Raw genomic sequence first — 21,925 nt, 5'->3', positions numbered from 1 at the left:
TTTTAATCTCCCTCCTCCACCTTCACCTGTCCATTCATAAGCATTGGCAAGAGCCAATCACGCAGTTGGGTCAGTTCTTGGTTTTGTTGTTTATTTTTTTGTATTGTATTCATAATGGGACGAAAAATATCAACAAACATATTAGCAATGACTGGACAATGTGGCTGACTGATATTTTGAACATCTCCAATTGTAATATATTTAATTATTGACCCATTCGAGCCTTTTCTAAGCTTTTCAATGGATTGCAAACATGCGGGATACATGAATAATAACTCGTTTTCATCTGCTGATTGAATAACATATGTTCGTTGATATGCCTCAAACTTTCCTTCTGTAAAGTTGATATAGAAATTGCCGTTACCAGCAATTAATATAGCTTTCCCTTCAAAAGAATACTCATCTGCCTTTATAGGTTCATTGGCTGTTGTCCAAAAATCATACTGACCATTTTCAGTACCAAAATTGGCATCGCGTTTCCCTGTTGCGATATCTAACTCCCCCAACTGTTTCACCCCCCAGCCTTCTGGTATTTCCCGTTTGAGTTGGTCGTTATAGACCATTTTACCGCCAGAGGACTTGTAGGGCTTTCCATTTTCATCAGGGAAATCAAACTGCACAAACCAATAATTATAAAGGGTCTTAGCCATCGCCTCCAACTCTTCGTTTATTTGGTTATTAATAGCGATTTTTTGGTCGAGTACACTTAATATTTTCGAAATGTTACTTTGTTCAACTAGTGACTCTGGAATTCTAATTTCATAATTTTTTATATCATTTGCATTTAGGTTATTTCTAACCCCTGATGATAGATTCCGAAGTGATTCATACTGAGTTTTCAGGTAATAATAAACATATTCAAAATCAGCTTTCTCTTCATTAATCATTATATTGCAACATGCTTGATTTGTTGCCATAGGTTTCATTATTATTGAAATGTTACCTCTAGTCTTCCCTTCCCCATACATAGCAATAGATAGTGTTTTTGGGGGATATAGTTTTAGACTAGTTTTTTCTAAAGCAATCTCTGAAATTTTTGTGTTCGTATCCCAAATATATTTTTCACCTAGTTGATCCGTTTTTAACCAAGGAATAACTGGATTATTCCAATACTCCGAATTACTTTTTAATGGTGTCAGTCCACTTGTAATGCTAACTGATAAATCCTTGAGACTTTTTAATTTCCACTCACTCATACCTCACCCTCCTCATCTGCTTCTCTATTTCCTTTCCCAATTCATGCGATTGGACAAATAGGCTGGCTAGGCGGTCTTGGTAGCCCTGCATTTTTTCTTCAAATTCTTCTGGGCTGATATCGACATAGTCAATCTTGATGTCAAAGTACTGGCCGGCACTGAGGGAGTAGTTCTTGTCCTTAATTTCTTCATAGCTGACCTTGACAGAGAAGTCTTCGACAACATCTTTCTTAATAAAGGTCTCAATGATTTGCAATTCTTCTTCTGGACTGAGGACGGTCTTTTGGTTCTTGCCTTCCTTGACCTTGGTGCCAAGATTAGAAGCGTCAATCAAGACCACATGGTCCTTATTTTTCTTATCAATAAAGAGAATGGACACATTGGTTCCTGTTGTCGCAAAGATATTGGACGGCATAGACACAACACCTGCCAACATTTTCTCATCGACAAGGTGCTGACGGATTTTCTTATCAATACCTGACTGGGCTGTGATAAATCCTGTCGGCAAGACAATAGCTGCCTGCCCGTCTTCCTTCAAACTATGGATAATATGCTGGATAAAGAGTTGGTAAATGGCCATACTCTCTTTCTTCTTGTTGGGAATCTTTGGCACGCCTGCAAAGAAGCGTTCACTACTATTGGGCAGACTTTCTACCTGATCCCGCCACTCTGAGAAGTCTAGTTTGAAGGGAGGATTGGATACGATATAGTCCATTTTCTCCACATGACGATTGTTAAGAATAGTATTTCCCTGCACGATATTGTGAATGGAATGCTGCAAGCCATTGAGAATCAAGTTCAGACGCAAAAGATTAGAAGATTTCTGAGAAATATCCTGACTGTAAACACTTGTACGGTCGGTACCGATCTGGCTAGCCAAGTTCATCAAAAGAGTTCCTGAACCTGCAGATGGATCATAGATTTTTACGTTACTTGGTTGATCATTACCCACCAAAATCGCCGCGATGATTTTAGCAACAGAGTGAGGTGTGTAGTATTCCGCATACTTACCACCACCGTCCTTGTTGTAATCCTTAATCATGTACTCAAACAAGGTTGAGAAGAAGTCAAAGCCTTGTGAAAAGATCTGCTGGTCAAACTTAACACGCGCCAAGAGATTGATAATGGAAGCCGCCACTTCATTTCGCTTGCTGGCATCGGAAATAGTATCAGTAATCAAGCGTTGGTCAAAGAGTCGAATATCTGTTCCACCATCTGTATGGACGGAGAAGATAGCATTGTTATCAATGGCAATCTGATTGAGCGTTTGTTCAAAAATCTCTGCAAAATCTGCTTGATTCTGCTGGCGGTGCAGGCTTTCAATCAGTTGTTCAGGTTTAAGATGGGCTGTCTTTGTCCCGATATCATCTAAAAACCATTCATAATCCTCCTCAGACAAGTTTGAAAGACCTTGATAATCATAGGATTCGTCAATATTCTGAGCTTCGTAGAGAAACTTATCATTCAAAAACTTGTAAAGAAAGGATTGGGTCAGGAGTTTGTACTCTCCTGCCTCTCCTCCAAGTCCTGCATGGGTAAAGACTGCTTTTAGGTCATCAACTAACCCTTGTACCTGGCTTTGTACCTGTACGATATAATGTTCTTCCATTTATTTTTTATTCTCCTTCATAGACTTCCATTAGGGAACGAATCAACTTGTCATAATCGACTCGTTTGAGTTGCTTCCCTTCTTCTGTTTTCTTCATTTCTTCACGGGCTAGGCGTTTGATTTCCCCTTCTAAAAAGGCTTCATTTTCAAGAATGCCTTGATTGAGACCAATTTGATAATCGATCAATGGCTTAGCACCTTTAAGAACTTGGTAAATGGCTGGGAAATCACTCACTACTGTTGATTGGGTGACACGTTTGAAAGTACGGGCTGACATAGTATCTCCACCAAAGTTCATAGCCAAACGGTTCATTCTTGATTTGTAATCCTCAACAGAGTCAAATAAACTTTGATAGGCTTGTTTGGTCTCCTTGATTCTCGCTAGACTGTACCCTTCGACTTCTTGGGTCATGTGTTTGTTAAGAACGCGTTGAAACTCTTCAAACAGGCTGACCCATTCTGGATCTTTCTCATCCCTCCGCAGATTGATACCATTGGCCACACGGCGTCGGATATCGTCCAAGTCATTAGCCGCAAGTCGTAGCTCTTCTTCCTTTATCTTGGTAAAGCTAAAGCTGGTTTCAGACATGGCAAGATTGAGCAATTGTTGGCTTGAAAAACTATCTGGCTTGTCAATCAAACTCAGGGTCAATAAACGTCGAGAAAGCATATTTAAAAGACTGGCAATTTCTCCCATATTGACCTGCTCGATAACATCATGATAGCCATGTAGACGTGCCATATTGTAGTACTGGCGAATGGTCTCTAGAGACTTTCTAAGGGCAATCAGCTCTTTCCTATCCTTGACATCATCAATGGCTCTACCGAAAAATTCTAAGTTATCCGTAGGATAGTTCATCAGAACGCGATTGGAACTTGCCAGCTGGTCCTGCACTTCTTCTGGAGATACAAAAATAGTTCCAAAAGGATTGTCTCCGTCTTCATCCGTCAAGGCTGACTGGTATTCGCGATTGAGTTCTTCTAAGTAGGCTTTGTTGGTCTTGTCAAATTCCTTGGAAATGTCCGCAAAATCAATGACATAGCCAAAAGCATAATCCTTATAAGGTCTATTGACACGGGTTAAGGTCTGCAAGAGATTATGAGCCTTGATTTTCCGTCCAAGATAGAGGCGTTTTAAACGAGGGGCATCAAATCCTGTCAAAAGCATAGAATAAACAATGACGAAATCGAACAGCCCTTTCTTGAACTTGTCTACCTCTCCTTTCTTGTAGTCCTTGTCTCCCACATCATGCAAAATCAAGGTAGAGGTGAAACTGGTCTGACCTGCTAGTCGCCGTTTTTCCAGTTGCTGGTGCAATTCTCGTGCTTGTTCGGATGAATCACAGACAATCATTCCACCGATTGATTGGTCACCAAAAAGAATATCCCGTGCTCTTGTAAAATCATCTAAGATGAAATCCAACATGGGACTGACATAGCGAGGATGAGCAAATATTTCTTTCTTATCAATCGAGCCTTTTTGAATTTCTTCATGGATGGCTTTTAGGTTTTCCTTGTAAGAAGTTTCGATGTCCTCGCGCATCAATCGCAGGGTAAAGCCATCTGAAATGGATTGATTGTAATAGTATTTGTGGATATAATCTCCAAAGATATCACGAGTCGTTACAGCCGTTTCCTTGGTTTTTCCATCTGCTTTAGGAGCAATCAAAGGTGTTCCTGTCAGGGCGATTTTGATAGCCTGCTTATCTGCATTATAGAGATTTGGCAGATAGGAGCCTTTTTCATTGTAGGAACGATGTGCTTCGTCGATGAAATAGATATTCTGTTGATTTAAATCATAACCTGAATGGTCTGTTAAATCAGAGGATTCTTTGAATTTTTGGATATTGACAACAGACACATCATATTGATCTTGGATCTGATTTAGCTCTCTCGGTTTGTTAATGCGTTTGACTTTGAGTCCGCGCTTGCTAAATTCTTTAAAAGCCTGATCAGCCAAATCCAATCGGTCCACCACAAAGTAAAACTGCGGTACAATTCCTTTTTGGGCATAATAGTCCCTCAAATAGCGGATATTGAAAAAGGCCAAAGCAGTTTTTCCAGAACCCTGTGTATGCCAGATAACACCCTTTTTCATGCCAGCTTCCAAGCTTCTCTCTATCGCCTTAGTCGCAAAGAATTGCGGATAGCGCATGGCGTGTTTCTGTAGTTGAACCTGTTCGTTTTTATCACGTTCTTCCACATAGACTAAACCATAGCGGAGCATGAAAAAGAGACGTTCCCTTTGATAAAGGGAGGTCAAGAAGGAGTTACATGGGCTAGCTGGGTCTAAGTTAGTTCGAAACTCCGCCTGTGACTTTAAGGCAAAACGATTGACATCTGTGAGAACCAAGTCAATCATCTCCTCTGTTAAGCTAGACAGGCTGGATTGTACTTGTCCCTCCTGCTCTTCCTTGAAGGAGTTGAACTTGGTACCAGAATAGGCATTGGTAGAATAAAATGACCCTTGCAACTGCTGACCTTGACGATCATCGTAGGGCAGATTGTCTGAAATAGCGATGAGTTGAGTGAGATTGTTAAAGCGTCTGAATTTTTTATTCTCAAAGCGAAGCTTGGTGCGTTCTTTTTCAGACTGAATCCCCGTTTTCCCATCTCGGATGGCATTGGGTTGTTTGACCTCGATATAGCTGAGTGGTAGACCATTGATAAAGACTGTAATATCTGGTCGGAACTCATCCTCACCTTTTTGGCAAGTAACTTCCAAGGCGATATGGAAGGTATTGGCTTCAAGATCGTCCCATTTGATATAGGTGTAGTCAGAGTCAGAATGAATTCGCTTGAAAAAACTACATCCAATATCATCTTGGTCTAATTCCAAACGGATGTTTTCAAATTCCCGTTCAAAGTCAGCTTCACTTGCGTAATTATTGAATCTTAAAAACTGTTGCTTAAAAATCGAAACAAGGATATTGGTTGAATGGTCTCTGTTTTTAATATCTTCACTTGTAGCTGAAAGATAATCATATCCAAGACGAGTCAAATGCAAAGCTGCAGGCAATTGCACTCTTGTAAACTCATTGTGTTCCTTTCTCATCATACAAGGCTCCTAGTTTATTCTTATCAATCATTATACCATATTTGCAAAGGCTTTCCGACAAAAAAACCGCCCATTACGGACGGTCACAGTTCATCAAAGAAAAATTATCTCTTGATGAAAAATGGTCAATCAATGAAAATTAAGACTAGTCTAGGAAACGAAGCCTTAACTAATAAAAGTATTAAAAATTAAAAACATCATTCAAATTCTCAGCCATCGTCGGATGGGTGAAAATCTGTGTTTTGAAGTAGGTATAAGGAATCTTATTGTCAATTGCCATAGCAATCAAGTTAATCAGCTCCTCTGAATTGCGTCCAAATAGTGTTGCACCCAGAACAAGCTTCGTTTCCTTATCCACGATAACCTTGAAAATACCTTTGAGGTCATTATTGACATGGGCACGTGGCATATTGGCAACAGGCAGTTCATTGGCAATGTAGTCGTAACCTGCTTCCTTAGCTTCCTTCTCGGTCAGACCGACACGAGAAAGCACAGGCGTGATAAAGACACTGGTTGGAATAGACTTACGTTGGCTCAAGCTATAAGTTCCAGTACCAGTCAATTTGCCGAAGACGATACGGAAGTCGTCTAGGGAGGTATAAGTGAATTGTGGACCGCCATTGACATCGCCCACTGCGTAGACACCTGGAACAGTGGTTTCGCAGTAGTCATCCACCTTAACAGCACCATTTTCCAAAAGCTCAATAGCTGTATTTTCCAAGCCCAAGTCAGCCGTGTTTGGCACACGACCTGTCGCATAGAGGACAGCATCGAAGACTGCCGTTTCGCCATTGACCGTCACAGCTACTTGCTCGCCCGCAGCTGCTACTTGCTCGATTTTCGCACCCAAGACGAAGGTCACGCCAGCTTCTTCCATATACTCCTTGACTAGCTGAGCAACCACTTCCTCTTCTCTTGGTAAAATAGCAGAGCCAGCTTCATATACCGTTACCTGACTGCCGAGTTTGCTGTAGAGTCCAGCAAATTCCAGACCGATGTTACCACCGCCGATAATTGCCAACTTGTCAGGACGAGTTTCCAAGTTCTGAATACCTGTACTATCATAGACGTGAGCTGTGTCCAACAAACCTGGAATTGGAAGCACGCGCGACTTAGCACCTGTATTGATGACAATCGTTTCCGCAGTCAGTTGGACGGATTCCTCACCAGCTGACACTTCTACAACCTTATCCGCCACAAAACGCGCGTGTCCTTGGTACAAACTAGCACCACTGCCTTTTAAGACTGCTTCGTTTTTATTACGTAGACGGGTTGTAACTGTTTCTTTTTGCTCCATAACATGCTCAAAAGTCCAGTTTTTATCAGCCGCAACCAAGAGAGTCTTGGTTGGAATACAGCCGATATTGATACAAGTCCCTCCAAACATAGCAGGATTTTCCTCAACCAAGGCAACCTTTTTCCCAGCTGCAGAAAGCTTACCTGCCAAGGTCTTACCTGCCTTACCAAAGCCAATGACTACTAAATCATATTGTTCCATAAGATACTCCTTTATTATTTTTCACCATTAGTCTATCAAAAAAGAAAATTTTTGGCACAATTCTGCTACGGATGACAAAAATCCCTTGAAAATAAGGGATTTCATGTCTTAAAACCGAATGACAAACCGCATGGTATGATGATCAAGCGGGAAAAAGTCATAGGAAAACTGGTGACTGTCCAAAATCTGCTTAACCAGGTAGAGTCCAATCCCTGTCCCTCCGTCCTCCTTGCTGCGACTGTAATCTGGTCGGTAGAAAGGCTGGAAGACTTGATCAAGTTCTTCTTGGCTGAGCAAATAAGAAACCTGATTGTCTAGTAAAAGCTGATTGGCCTGAAGTTTGAGTTTGATGTTTGCCTGCGGACTGGCATAACGAAAGGCGTTGTCTAGGATATTTTTTAGAGCCTTGGTCAGGTAGATCAGATTCCCATGAATAAAGACTTCTTCCAAGTCAGTTTGAAACTGATAACCTTCTAACAGTGCCCAGTCAACATAGGAAGGCAGGATTTCTTCAAGCAGACGATGAAGGGCAATTTCTTCTCCCTTGTTTTTTATAGCCATATCCACTGTGGTAGCTTCTAAGATAGACTGAACGAGGGTTGCTTGTTCAGCTAGGATATCACGACACTTGGCTAGGTAGGTCTGATGGTCCTTGAAATCCCCGACATTATAGAGCATCCCCTCAACCAGACCAGTCATGCTGGCAATGGGCGTTTTGAGTTCATGCGAGGTCATACGGAGAAAGTCAGACTTCTCCTTCTCACGCACCAGGCTACGCTCGTTTTCTTCCCGCAACTCTTCTATGCTGCTCTGCAATTTTCCATAAAGATGATTGATGTCCAGGGCCAAGGTTGCAATCTCATCACGACCCGTCACTTGACAGGCCAGACCTGCTTGTAAGCTCTGCATTTGCCGTGTCGTCGCAGAGAGGTGGGCAATCCTACGAGTTGAGAAGCGGCTGTAAATAAAGGCCGAGGTCACGGCTAGGGCAATAATCAAGAGGAGCACAAAGGGATAGAAGGTCAAGAGGGTTTGACTGACTCCTGATAGGGTATAAAAACCATATTCGGCTGTAAGAACCAACTCCTTACCTTCTTTTGTAGTAATAAGAGCCGACCAAGAACCAATCTCATCGTACTGGCCTTGCTCCAGATAACTGCTTCCCCGCTCCTGACTGCTCTCTTCCTGAGAAGGATAGATAATCTCCTGATTGGCAGAATAGAGGGTCAAAAGTAGGTCGGGGGAATCTTGGTCGTAGGCGGTCAAACTGGCAATAATCCTTGTCTGGTCCTGACCTTCTAGAGATGTAAGAACTTGGTTATATTCCTGTCTGAGCTGGTCCTTCTTAGCCTGATTATAGTAGATAGGCATGGCATAGTAGAGCAGGCCAAGCAAGATAAGTGAGGTCAGGCTGACCATTAGGGTTACGATGAGGAATTGTTTTTTGGCTAGTTTCATCTTATTTCTCCAACTGATAGCCACGGCCAATGACCGTTTTTAGGGGAAGGTCTGGTAATTTCTTGCGTAGATTTTTGATGTGGTTGTCTAGGACACGACTATCCAACTCTGTATAGCCCCAGATATCTAACATCAGGCCGTCTCGACCGACAATCTGGCCCTTGTGCTTGATCAGATAGTGTAGAATGGCATACTCCTTCTGGGTCAAGGAAACCAGCTTGCCCTGGTCATAAACCATACCTGTTTTTTCAGATAGGCTGATGTTCCCCACCACCAGTTGATCCGTCTGACATTCCTGACGGAGAATATTCTCAACCCGTTTCATCAGAATAAGGGGAGAAAAGGGTTTGGTAACATAGTCGCTAATCTGCTGATTAAAAGACAGAAGCTGGGTGCACTCATCTCCCAAGGCTGTCAGCATGAGAATAGGAATTGCGGAAGTTTTCCGAACTTCCTGCAAGACTTCCAAGCCTGTCATCTCGGGAACCATGATGTCTAGAATAAGGAGGTCAAACTGGCTCTCTTGGCTGGCTTGATAAGCTATTCTGCCATTGACAAAACTCAAGACCTCGTGTCCCTCTTCCTTCAAAAATTCACAGACAACCTGATTGATAACAGGGTCATCTTCTAGTACCAAAATGCGTGCCATACTTGCTCCCTTTTCTTTCTCTTCCTCTCTCCATTATAGGCTTATTTGTCCGAGGGCTCAACTAATTTTTGACAATCGCTGCAAAAAACAGATAAAAAACAGATGACGGGTAGGGTGAGAATAGTTGGTTCTGCTAAACTGAGTATAGAAACTAGAAAGGATACTTATGTTAAAAGAAAAGAAGAAGGATATTTCTCCAGTGGATTTGCTAGTTGTGGCTGTGATTTTATTCGGAGAGGGAATCATCAACTCGACCTTACAGTGTATCGGCCTTTTCACCCAACAAACCAGCCTGGCGGAGAATTTGACCTTTACAGCTCTAGACAATATCAAGGCCTTGCTGATCCAGTTGGTCTGGCTTGGCTTAGCCCTCGCCTATCTTATCTGGCGGAAGGTGGATTTGTTTCAATTGAAAAAACACATTTTCTGGACACCTTGGGTTCCCCTACAGGCTCTAGTAATTTTCGGATTGGCGGCTCTTTCTATGGACCTGTTTCACTTGCTGACTTATCAATTGACAAGTCCAGTCACGCCCTCCATGTTCAGCCTTTTTCCAAATATAGACATCACCCTACTAGCCTACTCTCTCCTCAACGGCTTTTACGAGGAAATCTTTTTTCTTGGGCTATGCTTTATGGTCAAACCAGAGGCTAGGAAGTGGATTCTTCCCTTCTCGCTCCTGATTCGGTCTAGTTTTCATACCTACCAAGGTCTGGTAGCTGGAATTGGGCTTGGCTTGATTGTGGGGCTTCTCTTTCATTTTCTCTATCAAAAACTCCAGCCCCGCAATCTTCTCCCCTTCTTTTTAGCTCATAGTCTGGCTGATGTCATTGGTCTGACAGTCTTGTCTTATCTTCTTTACTAAGCATACGAAAGGAATCTTATGAAACACCTATGGAATACCTATAAAAGTCAATTTGCCCTTATTCTTGCCAGCCTTGGTTTTGTCAGTGGTTGCAAGATGATTTTTGATGAACTGGCAAAGCCGAATGGCATGGAAGAAAAATATCCTCTCTTTCTACTAACCATTTCACTGGTAGCCCTCTATCTCCTTCCCTTACTGGTCCTCATCCGTCACTTAGAAAAGCGCTATGCTATTTCCAAAAAAGTCAGTCATTTGAGTTGGCTTTTGGGGCTGACTGCTGGAGTGGCATTTTCTGACATTGGTCACACAGCCATTGGCTACTTTTTGCTTGAAATCGTTAAGGTCAGCGATGATTTTCGCTATGACTGGGGTGCTGCTGTATCTGCACCATTTGCGGAAGAGTTTGGGAAGGGCTTGGTTGTCCTCTTGGTTTTGCTGATTGCGAGAAAAATGACTGTAAAAGATGCCTTGGTCAGCGGTATGATTGCAGGTCTCAGTTTCCAAATTGTTGAAGATATCATGTTTACCTTCCGAGATATGTTTGTGGGTAAACTGGATGGATTTGAAACCATTATCGGTCGGGTAGGACAGGCTGGCTGGACCCACTGGGTATTTACCCTACTCTTTGCGGTTGGTCTAGTTGCTCTGCTTGGTCAGGAGAAAAGTCTATCCAAAGCCCAAGGAGCGTTCTGGCTCCTTGCCAGTCTAGGCCTACATTTCTTCTTCAATTCGCCTTTGAATACTGGCTTTATGACATCACTGCTTCCGCTGGCTAGTATCCTACTGGGCCTAGTTGCCTACCGACAAGTCGATAAAGCATAGAAAAATCCGCTCAACCGAGCGGATTTTGTCTTTTCTAAAATAGACCAATCGCAGTTCCATCTTCTGCCACATCCATGTTGAGAGCTGCAGGGGCTTTTGGCAAACCTGGCATAGTCATGACATCACCTGTCAGAGCCACGATGAAGCCTGCACCTAATTTTGGCACAAATTCACGGACTGTAATGTCAAATCCTGTTGGTGCACCGAGGGCAAACTGATCATCTGAGAAGCTGTATTGGGTCTTGGCCATGCAGACTGGCAACTTATCCCAGCCATTCTTAGCAAATTCAGCCAGCTGGTTACGAGCCTTCTTCTCAAAGACAACGCCTGTACCACCGTAGATTTGTGTAACAATCTTGGTCACTTTTTCTTCCAAACTATCCTCAGCCTTGTAGAGGCGTTGGTAGTTTGTTGCTTGGTTATCAATAGTAGCAACAACTATCTCAGCCAATTCAACACCACCATCAGCGCCATTTGCCCAAACACTAGCCAACTCGACAGGTACGCCAATTTCTGCGCAAAGTTCTTTTAAAGCAGCGATTTCATCAGCTGTATCTGAAACGAATTCGTTGATAGCAACAACTGTTGGAATACCATACTTCTGGATATTTTCAACGTGACGTTTGAGGTTGGCAAAACCAGCTTTGACCGCCTCTACATTTTCAGCAGAAAGTTCTGTCTTAGCCACTCCGCCATGCATTTTAAGAGCACGAAGTGTCGCTACAATCACCACAGCATCGGGTGCTTTTGGCAAGTTTGGCACCTTGATATCAAGGAACTTCTCTGCTCCAAGGTCAGCCCCGAAACCTGCCTCTGTGACGGTATAGTCGGCCAATCGCAGAGCGGTTGTGGTAGCGAGGACTGAGTTGCAGCCATGAGCAATGTTAGCAAATGGACCACCATGGACAAAGGCTGGCGTGCCATAGATGGTTTGGACAAGGTTTGGTTTGATAGCGTCCTTCAAAATGAGGGTCAAGGCACCTTCCACCGCCAAATCACGTACATAGACAGGGCTGCGGTCGAAACGATAACCAATAACGATATTGGCCAAACGTTCTTTCAAGTCATCGATGTCCGTCGCCAAGCACAAAATCGCCATGATTTCAGAAGCTACGGTAATATCGAATCCATCTTCACGAGGAATGCCATTGAGCGGACCACCCAAGCCAACTGTTACCTTACGAAGGGCGCGGTCGTTGAGGTCCACAACACGTTTCCAGATAATACGACGTTGATCAATGCCAATCACATTCCCCTGATGGATATGGTTATCAATCAAGGCTGAAAGGGCGTTATTTGCTGTGGTAATGGCATGCATGTCGCCTGTAAAATGCAAATTGATGTCTTCCATAGGCAAGACCTGAGCATAGCCACCACCTGCAGCTCCACCTTTAATCCCCATGACAGGTCCCAAAGAAGGCTCACGGAGAGCAATCATGGTCTTCTTGCCAATTTTAGACAAGGCATCTGCCAAACCGATAGTAATAGTCGACTTGCCTTCACCAGCTGGCGTTGGGTTGATAGCTGTCACCAAGATCAATTTCCCTGGCGCATTGTCTTTCACCGCATTAATTTTATCAAAGGACAATTTTGCCTTGTATTTTCCATAAAGTTCAATATCATCAAAGCTGATACCAACTTTTTCAACGATTTCTGTGATTGGTTTCAAGGTCACACTTTGTGCAATTTCAATATCTGTTTTCATGAGAGCTCCTAATTTCCTTATTTTTTATGGACATTATACCATACCACAGCTTATTTTCGCATATTTTTTACTATTTATTCACTAACGTACGGAATTTTCAGAAAAACTACAGGTTTCCTTACTTAAACAGATACAAATTTTTAAAAACTGCATTCTCATCAAGCTCTACACTTCCATCTAAGACTGGTTTTAGTTAGTTTTTTCAAAAGAAAGTCAGTATTCTTTTAAAAATTGCCTTGATGAGCAAGCAAACGACCGCTTGCATAAAACACTTCACTTATATAGTCTTTTAGTTTACTTTTAGTACGAGGCAATGAGCCGCAGGCATAACTGAAGTTAGGCAAGGCGAGTTAACGAAGTAATAAAAGAAAAACTAAATGACGACAATACAGGCCCTTATATTTTTTGTATTAGCAGCATCATTTTCCAGTGTCACAGATTGATTAGCAAATAGATTAGTGCAAACTTTACGAAAAATAGAAATTCTAGTAAAATATGAACATGAAACTATTGATTACATCAGGCGGAACAAGCGAAGCTATCGATCAAGTCCGCGCTATTACAAACCATGCTTCTGGAAATCTTGGAAAAATCATTGCCGAACAAGCCTTGAAACGCGGTCATGAAGTTACTCTTGTGACTACAAGACAGGCTGTTAAACCAGATTCTCAGAAGAATTTAACCATTATCGAAATTACAAATGTTGATAGTTTGAAAGAAACATTAGAACCTTTAGTCAAATCACATCAGGCTCTGATTCATAGCATGGCTGTATCCGATTATACACCTGTTTATATGGCTGGTTTAGATGAACTAAGAGCAACTGAAGACATTTCTAGTCTACTAAAAAAACAGAATACAGAAAGTAAGATTTCATCCAAGGATGACTACCAAGTTCTTTTCTTGAAAAAAACTCCCAAGGTCATTTCCTATGTAAAAAAATGGAAGCCAGCTATCACACTCTTTGGCTTCAAACTATTGGTTAATGTTCCTAAGGAGGAATTATTTGCCGTAGCTCGCCAAAGCATTGAACGAAATGGCGCTGATTATATACTTGCTAATGACTTGAAGGATATTGGAGAAAATCAGCACATTGCCTATTTAGTTGATAAAACAAGGGAAATTCAAGCACAGACAAAAGATGAAATTGCTCAGCTCATTTTAAATACCCTAGAAAAAGGAGAAAAAAATGGCTAATATCACACTTGCCGTTACTGGCTCTATTTCAGCCTATAAGGCAGCAGACTTGACCAGTCAATTGACAAAACTAGGGCACCAGGTTACTGTCCTCATGAGCCGCTCAGCTATGGACTTTATAACGCCCTTAACCTTCCAATCCTTGTCAAAAAATCTGGTTCACACAGATGTCATGTTAGAAGAAAATCCCAGCTCTATCAAGCATATTGATATTGCCAAGGCGACAGACCTCTTCATCGTGGCACCTGCTTCTGCCAATACGATAGCTAAATTAGCTAATGGTATGGCTGACAACATTATTACTGCAACAGCCCTGGCTCTGCCAATTGGTACTAAAAAACTGCTGGCACCTGCTATGAATACTAACATGTACCTCAATCCTGCTACCCAGAAAAATATCAAAACCCTCATAGAGTATGGTTTTGAGGAAATCAAACCGCGCGAAGCCCTGCTTGCTTGCGGCGACTTTGGTACAGGTGCTCTGGCCGAGGTTGATATGATTCTTAATAAAGTTATGGAGGTTCTAAATGAAAACAAATAAATCCAGGGACGTTGCGACTCTTGCAATATTTCTAACAATCATGATTGTCATTGAAGTGGTCAGTCAGATGATTTTTGCTAATTTTATCTTGCCAATAAAACCGACTATTACCCATATTCCCATCATCATCGCTTCCATTCTTTACGGTCCACGCTTGGGGGCACAACTGGGTGGTTTTATGGGAATAATGAGTATCATCCGCAATAGCATAATCCTTTCACCGATGAGTTATGTTTTCTCGCCTTTCGTAGAACATGGAAACTTCAATTCTATCCTGATTGCCTTAGTTCCACGTATTTTAATCGGAGTTACACCATATTTTGTTTACAAATTGATGAAAAACAAAAAGGGTCTCCTACTAGCAGGTCTTACTGGTACCTTGACAAATACAATTTTTGTCTTGACTGGTATCTTCTTCCTATTTTCTAATGTATATGCTGGGGATATAAAATTGCTACTAGCTAGTATCGTCTCATTCAATTCTATTGCAGAATTAACCATCTCCGGTCTCTTAACCATAGCTATTGTTCCAGTTTTACAGAAAGTTCAAAAATAAATATCAGAAAATCACGTGAAAGCGTGATTTTTTTTTTTGAAAATGGTATAATGAAAGCGTTTAATAGAAAAATTTTAAGGAGATATGCGATGACTTATCAAGAAACCTATCAGACATGGCTCGACTTTGCGGACCTCCCAGATTACTTGCGTGAAGAATTAGTCGCAATGGATGAAAAAAACAAAGAAGATGCCTTCTATACAAACCTTGAATTTGGTACAGCTGGTATGCGTGGCTATATTGGCGCTGGTACCAACCGTATCAACGTATTCGTCGTTCGTCAAGCTACTGAAGGTTTGGCAAAATTGGTAGAATCAAAAGGTGAAGAAGCTAAAAAACGTGGTGTTGCCATCGCTTACGACTCACGGCACTTCTCTCCAGAATTTGCCTTTGAATCGGCTCAAGTTTTGGCTGCACATGGCATCAAATCCTATGTATTTGAAAGCCTTCGTCCAACTCCTGAGTTGTCATTTGCAGTTCGTCATTACAATGCCATCGCAGGTATCATGGTGACTGCCAGCCACAACCCGAAAGAATTCAACGGCTACAAGGTTTACGGTGAAGACGGCGGACAAATGCCACCAGCTGATGCAGATGCATTGACCAACTTCATCCGTGCCATTGACAATCCATTTGCAGTTGAATTGGCTGACCTTGAAGCTAGTAAGGAAAACGGCTTGATTACAGTTCTTGGCGAAGAAACTGACGTTAAATATCTTGAAGAACTAAAAGACCTCAGCATCAACCCTGAATTGATTGCTGAATACGGTAAAGACATGAAGATTGTCTACACTCCGCTTCATGGTACGGGTGAAATGTTGGCTCGTCGTGCCCTTGCACAAGCTGGTTTTGAATCTGTTCAAGTTGTGGAAGCACAAGCTACTGCTGACCCTGACTTCTCTACTGTCGCTTCACCAAACCCAGAAAGCCAAGCTGCTTTTGCCCTTGCGGAAGAATTGGGCCGTGAAGTCGGTGCAGATGTCCTTCTTGCAACTGACCCTGACGCTGACCGTGTTGGTGTTGAAGTTCGTCAAGCTGACGGTTCATACTGGAACCTTTCTGGTAACCAAATCGGCGCTATCATTGCTAAATACATCCTTGAGGCCCACAAGCAAGCAGGCACACTTCCTGCAAACGCTGCCCTTGCTAAATCAATCGTATCCACTGAGTTGGTAACGAAGATTGCTGAAAGCTACGGTGCTACCATGTTCAACGTCTTGACTGGTTTCAAATTCATCGCTGAGAAAATCCAAGAGTTCGAAGAAAAACACAACCACACTTACATGTTTGGTTTTGAAGAAAGCTTTGGTTATCTCATCAAACCATTCGTGCGTGACAAGGATGCTATCCAGGCTGTGCTTATGGTTGCTGAAATTGCTGCCTACTACCGTTCACGTGGTATGACCTTGGCCGATGGTATCGATGAAATCTTCAAAGAATACGGCTACTTTGCTGAGAAAACAATCTCAGTTACCCTTTCTGGTAAAGACGGTGCAGAGCAAATCAAGGCAATCATGGCTAAATTCCGCGATAACTCACCTGCACAATTCAACGCAACGGACATCGCAGTCTTTGAAGACTTTGCCCTTCAAACTAAGACAGACAAAGATGGAAACGTTGAAAAACTCACTACTCCTCCATCAGATGTCTTGAAATACACCTTGGCAGATGATTCTTGGTTTGCAGTTCGTCCTTCGGGAACAGAACCAAAAATCAAATTCTACATCGCAACGGTTGGTGAAACCCTTGCTGAAGCAGAAGAAAAAATCGCCAACATCGAAAAAGAAATCAACGAGTTTGTTGGGTAATCATTTAAAACCAAAAAGAGTCGCTTTCGCGGCTCTTTTCTTTCTTAACTATGCGTATAGATTTTCTCGAACATAAATATACAAATATATAAATGATGCAGATAATATCTAATTTTCAAAACTTGTAAAGTAGTTATACAAGAATAACAGAGGTTACATTTTTATCTAATTAGAGAAAATGGGTACTTCTCCTATGGAATCCTTTCGTTCAAAGGTTTCTAGGCTTTTACGAGCAGAGCAACACACTCGACGTGATGCGTATTTGGGAGTTCAAAGGTCCAGTGGACCTTTGAAGCAGCTTGCCGGAAAACAGGTAAGCAAGCTGGACAACCTAAATGCGTTTTTCTAACAAACCGACTACTTCTATGTGTGCTGAGAGCTTTCTTCTATACTAATAGACGAAAGGGATTGAAAGTTATTTTAGAATGATACTGTGGAACGGAATTTATTTACTCTTCTTTATAGTAATTACAGCAGCTATCACATAAAAATGGATAGTCATAATCACTAGGTGTACCAAAATCATAGCCGCCACAACGCTCACAGCCTGTCACCTCATTTATTTCTCCACAGTTCAAACACTTTCCTCTGTCAGTAAAAGCTTCGTCAATACATATCCAATACTCTCCACACTCTTGACATGGTAAATCTAAAATTGGATAAGAACCACCGTCTTTAATAATGGAATATTCGGAACTTCCCACCAAATCCTTATAGTCTATAAAATCACTATTTATTATATCAACCATTTTACTACCTAATCTAGACAGTTCGTGCTCTGAAACACCATCCATCTGGACCGGCATATAAGTACCTTGAAACTCATCGAATTCAACCTCTCCATTAGTATAGGACACTCTTCCAATTGATTCTGAACTTGAACTTCCATCTTTTTTATACTTTAAATATAGGAAACTTTCGGATCCTTCATAGGCGTTAATATCTGTATCAGCCTCAAAACTAATTAACTGACCATCTATTTTGTTTTCAATTTCGAATACAACACTATTTGAATTAAAATTCTTTAGTTCAGTATAATCGCTGAAATTCAAATACTCACTGAATCGGAAGGATTCTTCAATCGAATCATAAAGTCGACTAATATCTTATGACCTCCAAATTGTTCTACAATTTGATTCTACCACAAAAACGCAAAAAAGGCTGTAACCACAGTGGGTTCCCACTGTCGTCACAGCCTTTCTTTACTCTATAAATCTACCTCAGTTCCTTGCAGGAAGCGAACCGCGATTTCGCCTTTAAGTCCTATCGAGATATCGTTAAAAGGTATCAGATAGATTAACTGGTATTTTTTTAGCTTTAGTTATCGGAATCCAAAGCTCCATTTTATAATCTTTACTATCCATATCACCTTCATAATAATATTCAAAGTCAGGTTTTCCTGAATGAACATAACCATGCTCAGGGAAGAAAACTTCCAACGCATATTTCCATCCGTTATGAATACAATCCGGAACAGATCCTATTAATTCTACAACAGCATACTCCGCTTCTTCCACTTCCAAAACATCTAAGCCTATGCTTCTTGCTTTATCCACATCATTAACAATATAGCCTGCCATATAGCTAATTGTATTGGATTCTAAAACATCATGATTATCAAGGTTTAATATATCGTGGCAAACCCCAACAGATTCTCCTGTCCCAAATTTTGAGATTTCTTCATGGCTAACCTTAGAAAACAATTTCCCCCATATACCTGAACATAATGATGAATTGATGCTATTTTCATTGATCCCTGCAACTGTAAATGCTTTTTTCTTTTGAATTGTAATATTCATACTTCTTCCTCCTCTTACACTGAGTGATAATTGCACTCGTGATACTAATTTGAATGGTTTCCCGTTTCTTACCTCTGAAGGAGTAAATCCATGAAAATTCTTAAAAGCTGTTCCAAACGAATCCGATGACTCATATCCGAATTTGAAGGCAACATCAATAATCTTTTCGTCCGTATCTCTTAAAATAACGGCTGCTTCCGTCAATCTTCTGCTTCTTAAATATTCTGAGAGCGTTGTTTCGGTCAGAATAGAAAACAAGCGACTAAACATCGAGTACGAATATCCGGATAGCTGTGCTACTTTCTTTTCGTCAATTTCATCATCAAGAACTGTTTCAAGATAATCAATCGTATTGTTAAACGACTTGATAATATTCACTTCGATCCCCCTTTTCATTCGGTTTATTTTAGTATAGAGGAAGATTTCTTTTCCTACCCTACAATATCCGTACAAGTTTTATAGGTTTTATCTCTTAGAAACTTATAGTTTGCTAAGTTCGATAAACTTAGATTTTTCATAGTCCTATTTCAGCGTAAATTTTCTCTATGAATGGTGCTTTATAAGCAATATAGCTTTCTATATCGTTTGGATAAAATTTTGCCGATAACGATTTGATACTGTTCATTCATCATTTTACCACAAAAACGCAAAAAAGGCTGTAACCACAATGGTTTCCCCCTGTAGTTACAGCCTTTGCAGACCATACCGCCCCAAAACAGGTACAACTTCAAGCCCTCATATCTAAAAAAACTGTTCTTACTTTCCTCAAGCTCCCGGATCTTCTGCTTCATCACGCTCGTAAGTGTATCAGACTGCTTCTCAAGAAGCTTTGTAGCCCTCTGTATAGCCTCTATATTCGCCTGTAACGCCTTTCTAACCTCTTGGACGGTGTTTTCCTTAACCTCATCTTTCAGGCTCCCAATCTCGCCCGATATAGCGTCTTGAAGCAATTCGTTGCTGTTCTTCAGCAGCTCTACGCTCTGCTTCAGCTCGCTGATGAGCTTCCTGTTCTGCTCTGCCCTCACTTGTTCTTGATTTGACTGCTTCATCAATTCCTCGCAGTTCTCGCTCGACATCGCCAACGCTTCTTTGAGCAGACTGTTTTCCAGCTCTGTCCGGCTCTGTCGGTTTAACTCTTGAAGCTGCTCTCTTGGACTGCTCTGCTTCTGCTGTTCGTGCATTTCTCTCAAACTCATGCTCCATACTCTCCTTTCCAAAATCCATATTGTAGTATTTTTCCAGCTTGTTATCCCTGATTTTACAAGCCTTTTCTCCTGCCTGTTCCCTGGCTAAGTCGGTATATGTGATGTACTTGTGGCTGTCCTGCCAGTCCACCCCGTACCCTCTTTCATTCATCAGCCGGATAAAGGTTTCCCGGCTGGTCGCTGTTTCCTTACAATCCAGCACCGCAAGGGCAATATCCTGCACATAGCTTTTGACCTTTCCCTGCTCTGCCTGTTTCAAAAGCTGGTAGGTGTCTTTGCTCCATGCCACCGTTTCTTCCCGGACTTCTCCAGCAAATGTCTTTCCTTTCTCCGGCACATGCAAGCCCTGTTCCCAGCTCTGCTCGTTGCACCGTTCCTTTAAGTCTTTAAGGTCGTGCTTACTCAGAGGGTAATTTAGGGTATAACAAAATAACCCACCCGAATATCGTTTTTTTTATTTGGTGAGTTTGTTCTTTCAAATACGAAACAAATGCTCATGTACGGTAAAGTATCACAAGAAAATTATGTCGAATTGACAGCCGCCTCCGCTATACCGAATAAGGAAATAAAGAGTCCTCAAATTTTGCGCTACTAAATGAAGACGAGCGGAAGTAATCTCCCGCTCGTCAGTAAACTTAACTATGCCATATCAATCCCGCTTCTTTCCCGCCACCGGCACTAAGAACAGCGCGGGCAACAGCAGGAAAGCGGTACAGACCAGCCCCCAGGGTATGGACACCTGCTGGGCTACCAGCCCCACAATAGGCCCGCCGATGATCTGCCCGAAAGAGTCCAGCTGTCCGCTGGTGGAAAAGACTGTGGCGCGCATTTTCTCATCCACATGGTCGTTCATCCAGGCGGCCAGCACAGGCTCCTTGATGGTGCGCATAAGCCCCGCCAGCAGGAACACCAACAACATGAACCAAAAGCTCCGCCCCACCGCGAAGAGAACCAGGCACAGGATATACCCGGCGCTGGTGGACATGACCACACTGGTTCGGCTGACAGTCCCTTTTTTCTCCATGCGGGCGATGAGCAACTGAGAAGCCAGAATACCTAAGCCGCTGCCGATAAGACTGATAACACCGAACCAAGTGACGCTGTTCAGCGGCCCGATAACGGGTATTACCGTGTCATCCAGAAAATGAGCGGTGGAGAGCCGGTCAAAGCCTTCACTGGCAAGTCCCCCGCATAGTGTGATTGCTAAGAGCGCCAGCAACACAGGTGCGCCTTTCACAAAGCCCAGGTTGAGCTTGAACAGGCAGACAAAGTCTTTAAGCAAGCCCTGCCGTTCCTCAATAGCAGGGGAGAAGTTGGTTTCTGGCATGATGCGAACCAACACCAGCCCCAACAACAAGCACAAACTGCCCCCCAAGATGACAGGCATTTGCAGGTTTATGTTTCCCAGCAGTGTGCCCAGCACCACGCCCAGAACGCCGCCGATTTGCCCCATTTGACTGCCCCGCAGGAACACCTTGTCTATGGGTTTGTCCTCTTCCTCCGAGGCAATCCACGCCTCCAGAGCGCCGGTGATGAAGGTATCACCGCAACCCCAGACAACCTGGGCCAGCAGAACCGGCGCGAACCACGGTAGCGCACCCTCCATCAGAAAGCCCAGGCCGTAGAGGAACATTCCAATCAGCACCGAGCGCCGACGGCTATACAAATCCGCCACCACACCGGTGGGTATCTCGAACAGAAAGCAGGAGGTCTCCAGAACCGTCCCTACCAGGACAAGCTGGAAAGCATCCAGCTGCACCACCTCCAGGTGGTACACGATGGAAAGCACTGTGGACATAGAAACCGCCAGGGAACAGACAAATCGGAACAGCAGGTAGACAGAATATGCCTTTGAATTTTTAGCAAACATGAAGTTACATTCTCCTTTCAAATCTCATTTTATATGACTTTTGCAAGCTGTTAAGCTAACTTGTGGAACATATGCCGAACCTTATCTAT

17 protein-coding genes are annotated in these 21,925 nt (G+C 42.4%); 6 read left to right on the top strand and 11 right to left on the bottom strand.

Translation table 11 applies throughout. From position 1 onward, the window contains the following. Positions 1–2 precede the first annotated feature (2 nt). The 6 genes from P7J36_RS05825 to P7J36_RS05800 form a co-directional block, all read right to left on the bottom strand. Entirely contained in the window at positions 3–1,196 is a 1,194-nt protein-coding gene (locus P7J36_RS05825) for a restriction endonuclease subunit S (protein WP_408551707.1), read from the bottom strand. Beyond that, the gene (locus tag P7J36_RS05820; protein WP_408551708.1) at positions 1,189–2,805 is read right to left on the bottom strand and encodes an HsdM family class I SAM-dependent methyltransferase; all 1,617 of its coding nucleotides are present in this window, start codon (positions 2,803–2,805) and stop codon (positions 1,189–1,191) included. Before P7J36_RS05820 ends, P7J36_RS05825 begins: the two co-directional genes overlap by 8 nt. Before the next feature lie 7 nt (positions 2,806–2,812). Next, positions 2,813–5,863, bottom strand: a complete 3,051-nt coding sequence (locus P7J36_RS05815; protein ID WP_408551709.1) for a DEAD/DEAH box helicase family protein — start codon at positions 5,861–5,863, stop codon at positions 2,813–2,815. A gap of 181 nt (positions 5,864–6,044) precedes the next feature. After that, positions 6,045–7,361, bottom strand: a complete 1,317-nt coding sequence (locus P7J36_RS05810) for an FAD-containing oxidoreductase (protein ID WP_408551710.1) — start codon at positions 7,359–7,361, stop codon at positions 6,045–6,047. 108 nt (positions 7,362–7,469) lie between these two features. Beyond that, entirely contained in the window at positions 7,470–8,819 is a 1,350-nt protein-coding gene (locus tag P7J36_RS05805) for a sensor histidine kinase (RefSeq protein ID WP_398582299.1), read from the bottom strand. A gap of 1 nt (position 8,820) precedes the next feature. Next, the gene (locus P7J36_RS05800) at positions 8,821–9,468 is read right to left on the bottom strand and encodes a response regulator transcription factor (protein ID WP_398582300.1); all 648 of its coding nucleotides are present in this window, start codon (positions 9,466–9,468) and stop codon (positions 8,821–8,823) included. A 166-nt stretch (positions 9,469–9,634) separates the two neighbouring features. On the opposite strand from P7J36_RS05800, the gene P7J36_RS05795 reads away from it, so the two are divergent. Together P7J36_RS05795 and P7J36_RS05790 are read left to right on the top strand one after the other, a co-directional pair. Next, positions 9,635–10,333, top strand: coding sequence for a CPBP family glutamic-type intramembrane protease (locus P7J36_RS05795; RefSeq protein WP_398582301.1), 699 nt, complete (start codon positions 9,635–9,637; stop codon positions 10,331–10,333). 18 nt (positions 10,334–10,351) lie between these two features. Beyond that, positions 10,352–11,155 carry a PrsW family glutamic-type intramembrane protease gene (locus P7J36_RS05790; RefSeq protein ID WP_408551711.1) on the top strand — a complete coding sequence of 268 codons (804 nt, stop codon included), beginning with the start codon at positions 10,352–10,354 and terminating at the stop codon, positions 11,153–11,155. 34 nt (positions 11,156–11,189) lie between these two features. Here the strand turns inward: P7J36_RS05790 and P7J36_RS05785 are convergent, their stop codons facing one another. Further along, the gene (locus P7J36_RS05785) at positions 11,190–12,860 is read right to left on the bottom strand and encodes a formate--tetrahydrofolate ligase (protein ID WP_408551712.1); all 1,671 of its coding nucleotides are present in this window, start codon (positions 12,858–12,860) and stop codon (positions 11,190–11,192) included. Positions 12,861–13,361: 501 nt separating this feature from the next. On the opposite strand from P7J36_RS05785, the gene P7J36_RS05780 reads away from it, so the two are divergent. The 4 genes from P7J36_RS05780 to P7J36_RS05765 all read left to right on the top strand — a co-directional run bounded on the left by P7J36_RS05780 (position 13,362) and on the right by P7J36_RS05765 (position 16,962). Beyond that, positions 13,362–14,057, top strand: a complete 696-nt coding sequence (locus P7J36_RS05780; RefSeq protein WP_408551713.1) for a phosphopantothenate--cysteine ligase — start codon at positions 13,362–13,364, stop codon at positions 14,055–14,057. Continuing rightward, positions 14,050–14,598: a phosphopantothenoylcysteine decarboxylase gene (gene coaC / locus P7J36_RS05775; RefSeq protein WP_408551714.1), complete on the top strand. Its 549-nt coding sequence runs from the start codon at positions 14,050–14,052 to the stop codon at positions 14,596–14,598. Before P7J36_RS05780 ends, coaC begins: the two co-directional genes overlap by 8 nt. Next, positions 14,585–15,154, top strand: a complete 570-nt coding sequence (locus tag P7J36_RS05770; protein ID WP_014638079.1) for an ECF transporter S component — start codon at positions 14,585–14,587, stop codon at positions 15,152–15,154. Before coaC ends, P7J36_RS05770 begins: the two co-directional genes overlap by 14 nt. An 89-nt stretch (positions 15,155–15,243) precedes the next feature. Then, positions 15,244–16,962, top strand: coding sequence for a phospho-sugar mutase (locus P7J36_RS05765; protein ID WP_408551715.1), 1,719 nt, complete (start codon positions 15,244–15,246; stop codon positions 16,960–16,962). A gap of 449 nt (positions 16,963–17,411) precedes the next feature. Here the strand turns inward: P7J36_RS05765 and P7J36_RS05760 are convergent, their stop codons facing one another. The 4 genes from P7J36_RS05760 to tet(40) form a co-directional block, all read right to left on the bottom strand. Beyond that, positions 17,412–18,014 (bottom strand): hypothetical protein, encoded by a 603-nt coding sequence (locus P7J36_RS05760; RefSeq protein ID WP_024411247.1) that lies wholly within the window; start codon positions 18,012–18,014, stop codon positions 17,412–17,414. 225 nt (positions 18,015–18,239) lie between these two features. Then, entirely contained in the window at positions 18,240–19,139 is a 900-nt protein-coding gene (locus P7J36_RS05755) for an AraC family transcriptional regulator (protein WP_024412812.1), read from the bottom strand. A 525-nt stretch (positions 19,140–19,664) separates the two neighbouring features. Further along, positions 19,665–20,255, bottom strand: a complete 591-nt coding sequence (locus P7J36_RS05750) for a relaxase family protein (protein WP_185731051.1) — start codon at positions 20,253–20,255, stop codon at positions 19,665–19,667. A gap of 360 nt (positions 20,256–20,615) precedes the next feature. After that, on the bottom strand, positions 20,616–21,836 hold the full coding sequence (tet(40), locus tag P7J36_RS05745; RefSeq protein ID WP_009247026.1) for a tetracycline efflux MFS transporter Tet(40): 1,221 nt from the start codon (positions 21,834–21,836) through the stop codon (positions 20,616–20,618). Positions 21,837–21,925 lie beyond the last annotated feature (89 nt).

The sequence above is a fragment of the Streptococcus suis genome (assembly GCF_046032115.1).
Classification (GTDB): Bacteria; Bacillota; Bacilli; order Lactobacillales; family Streptococcaceae; genus Streptococcus; species Streptococcus suis_AJ.
This window is presented reverse-complemented; position numbering and strand designations above follow the sequence as displayed.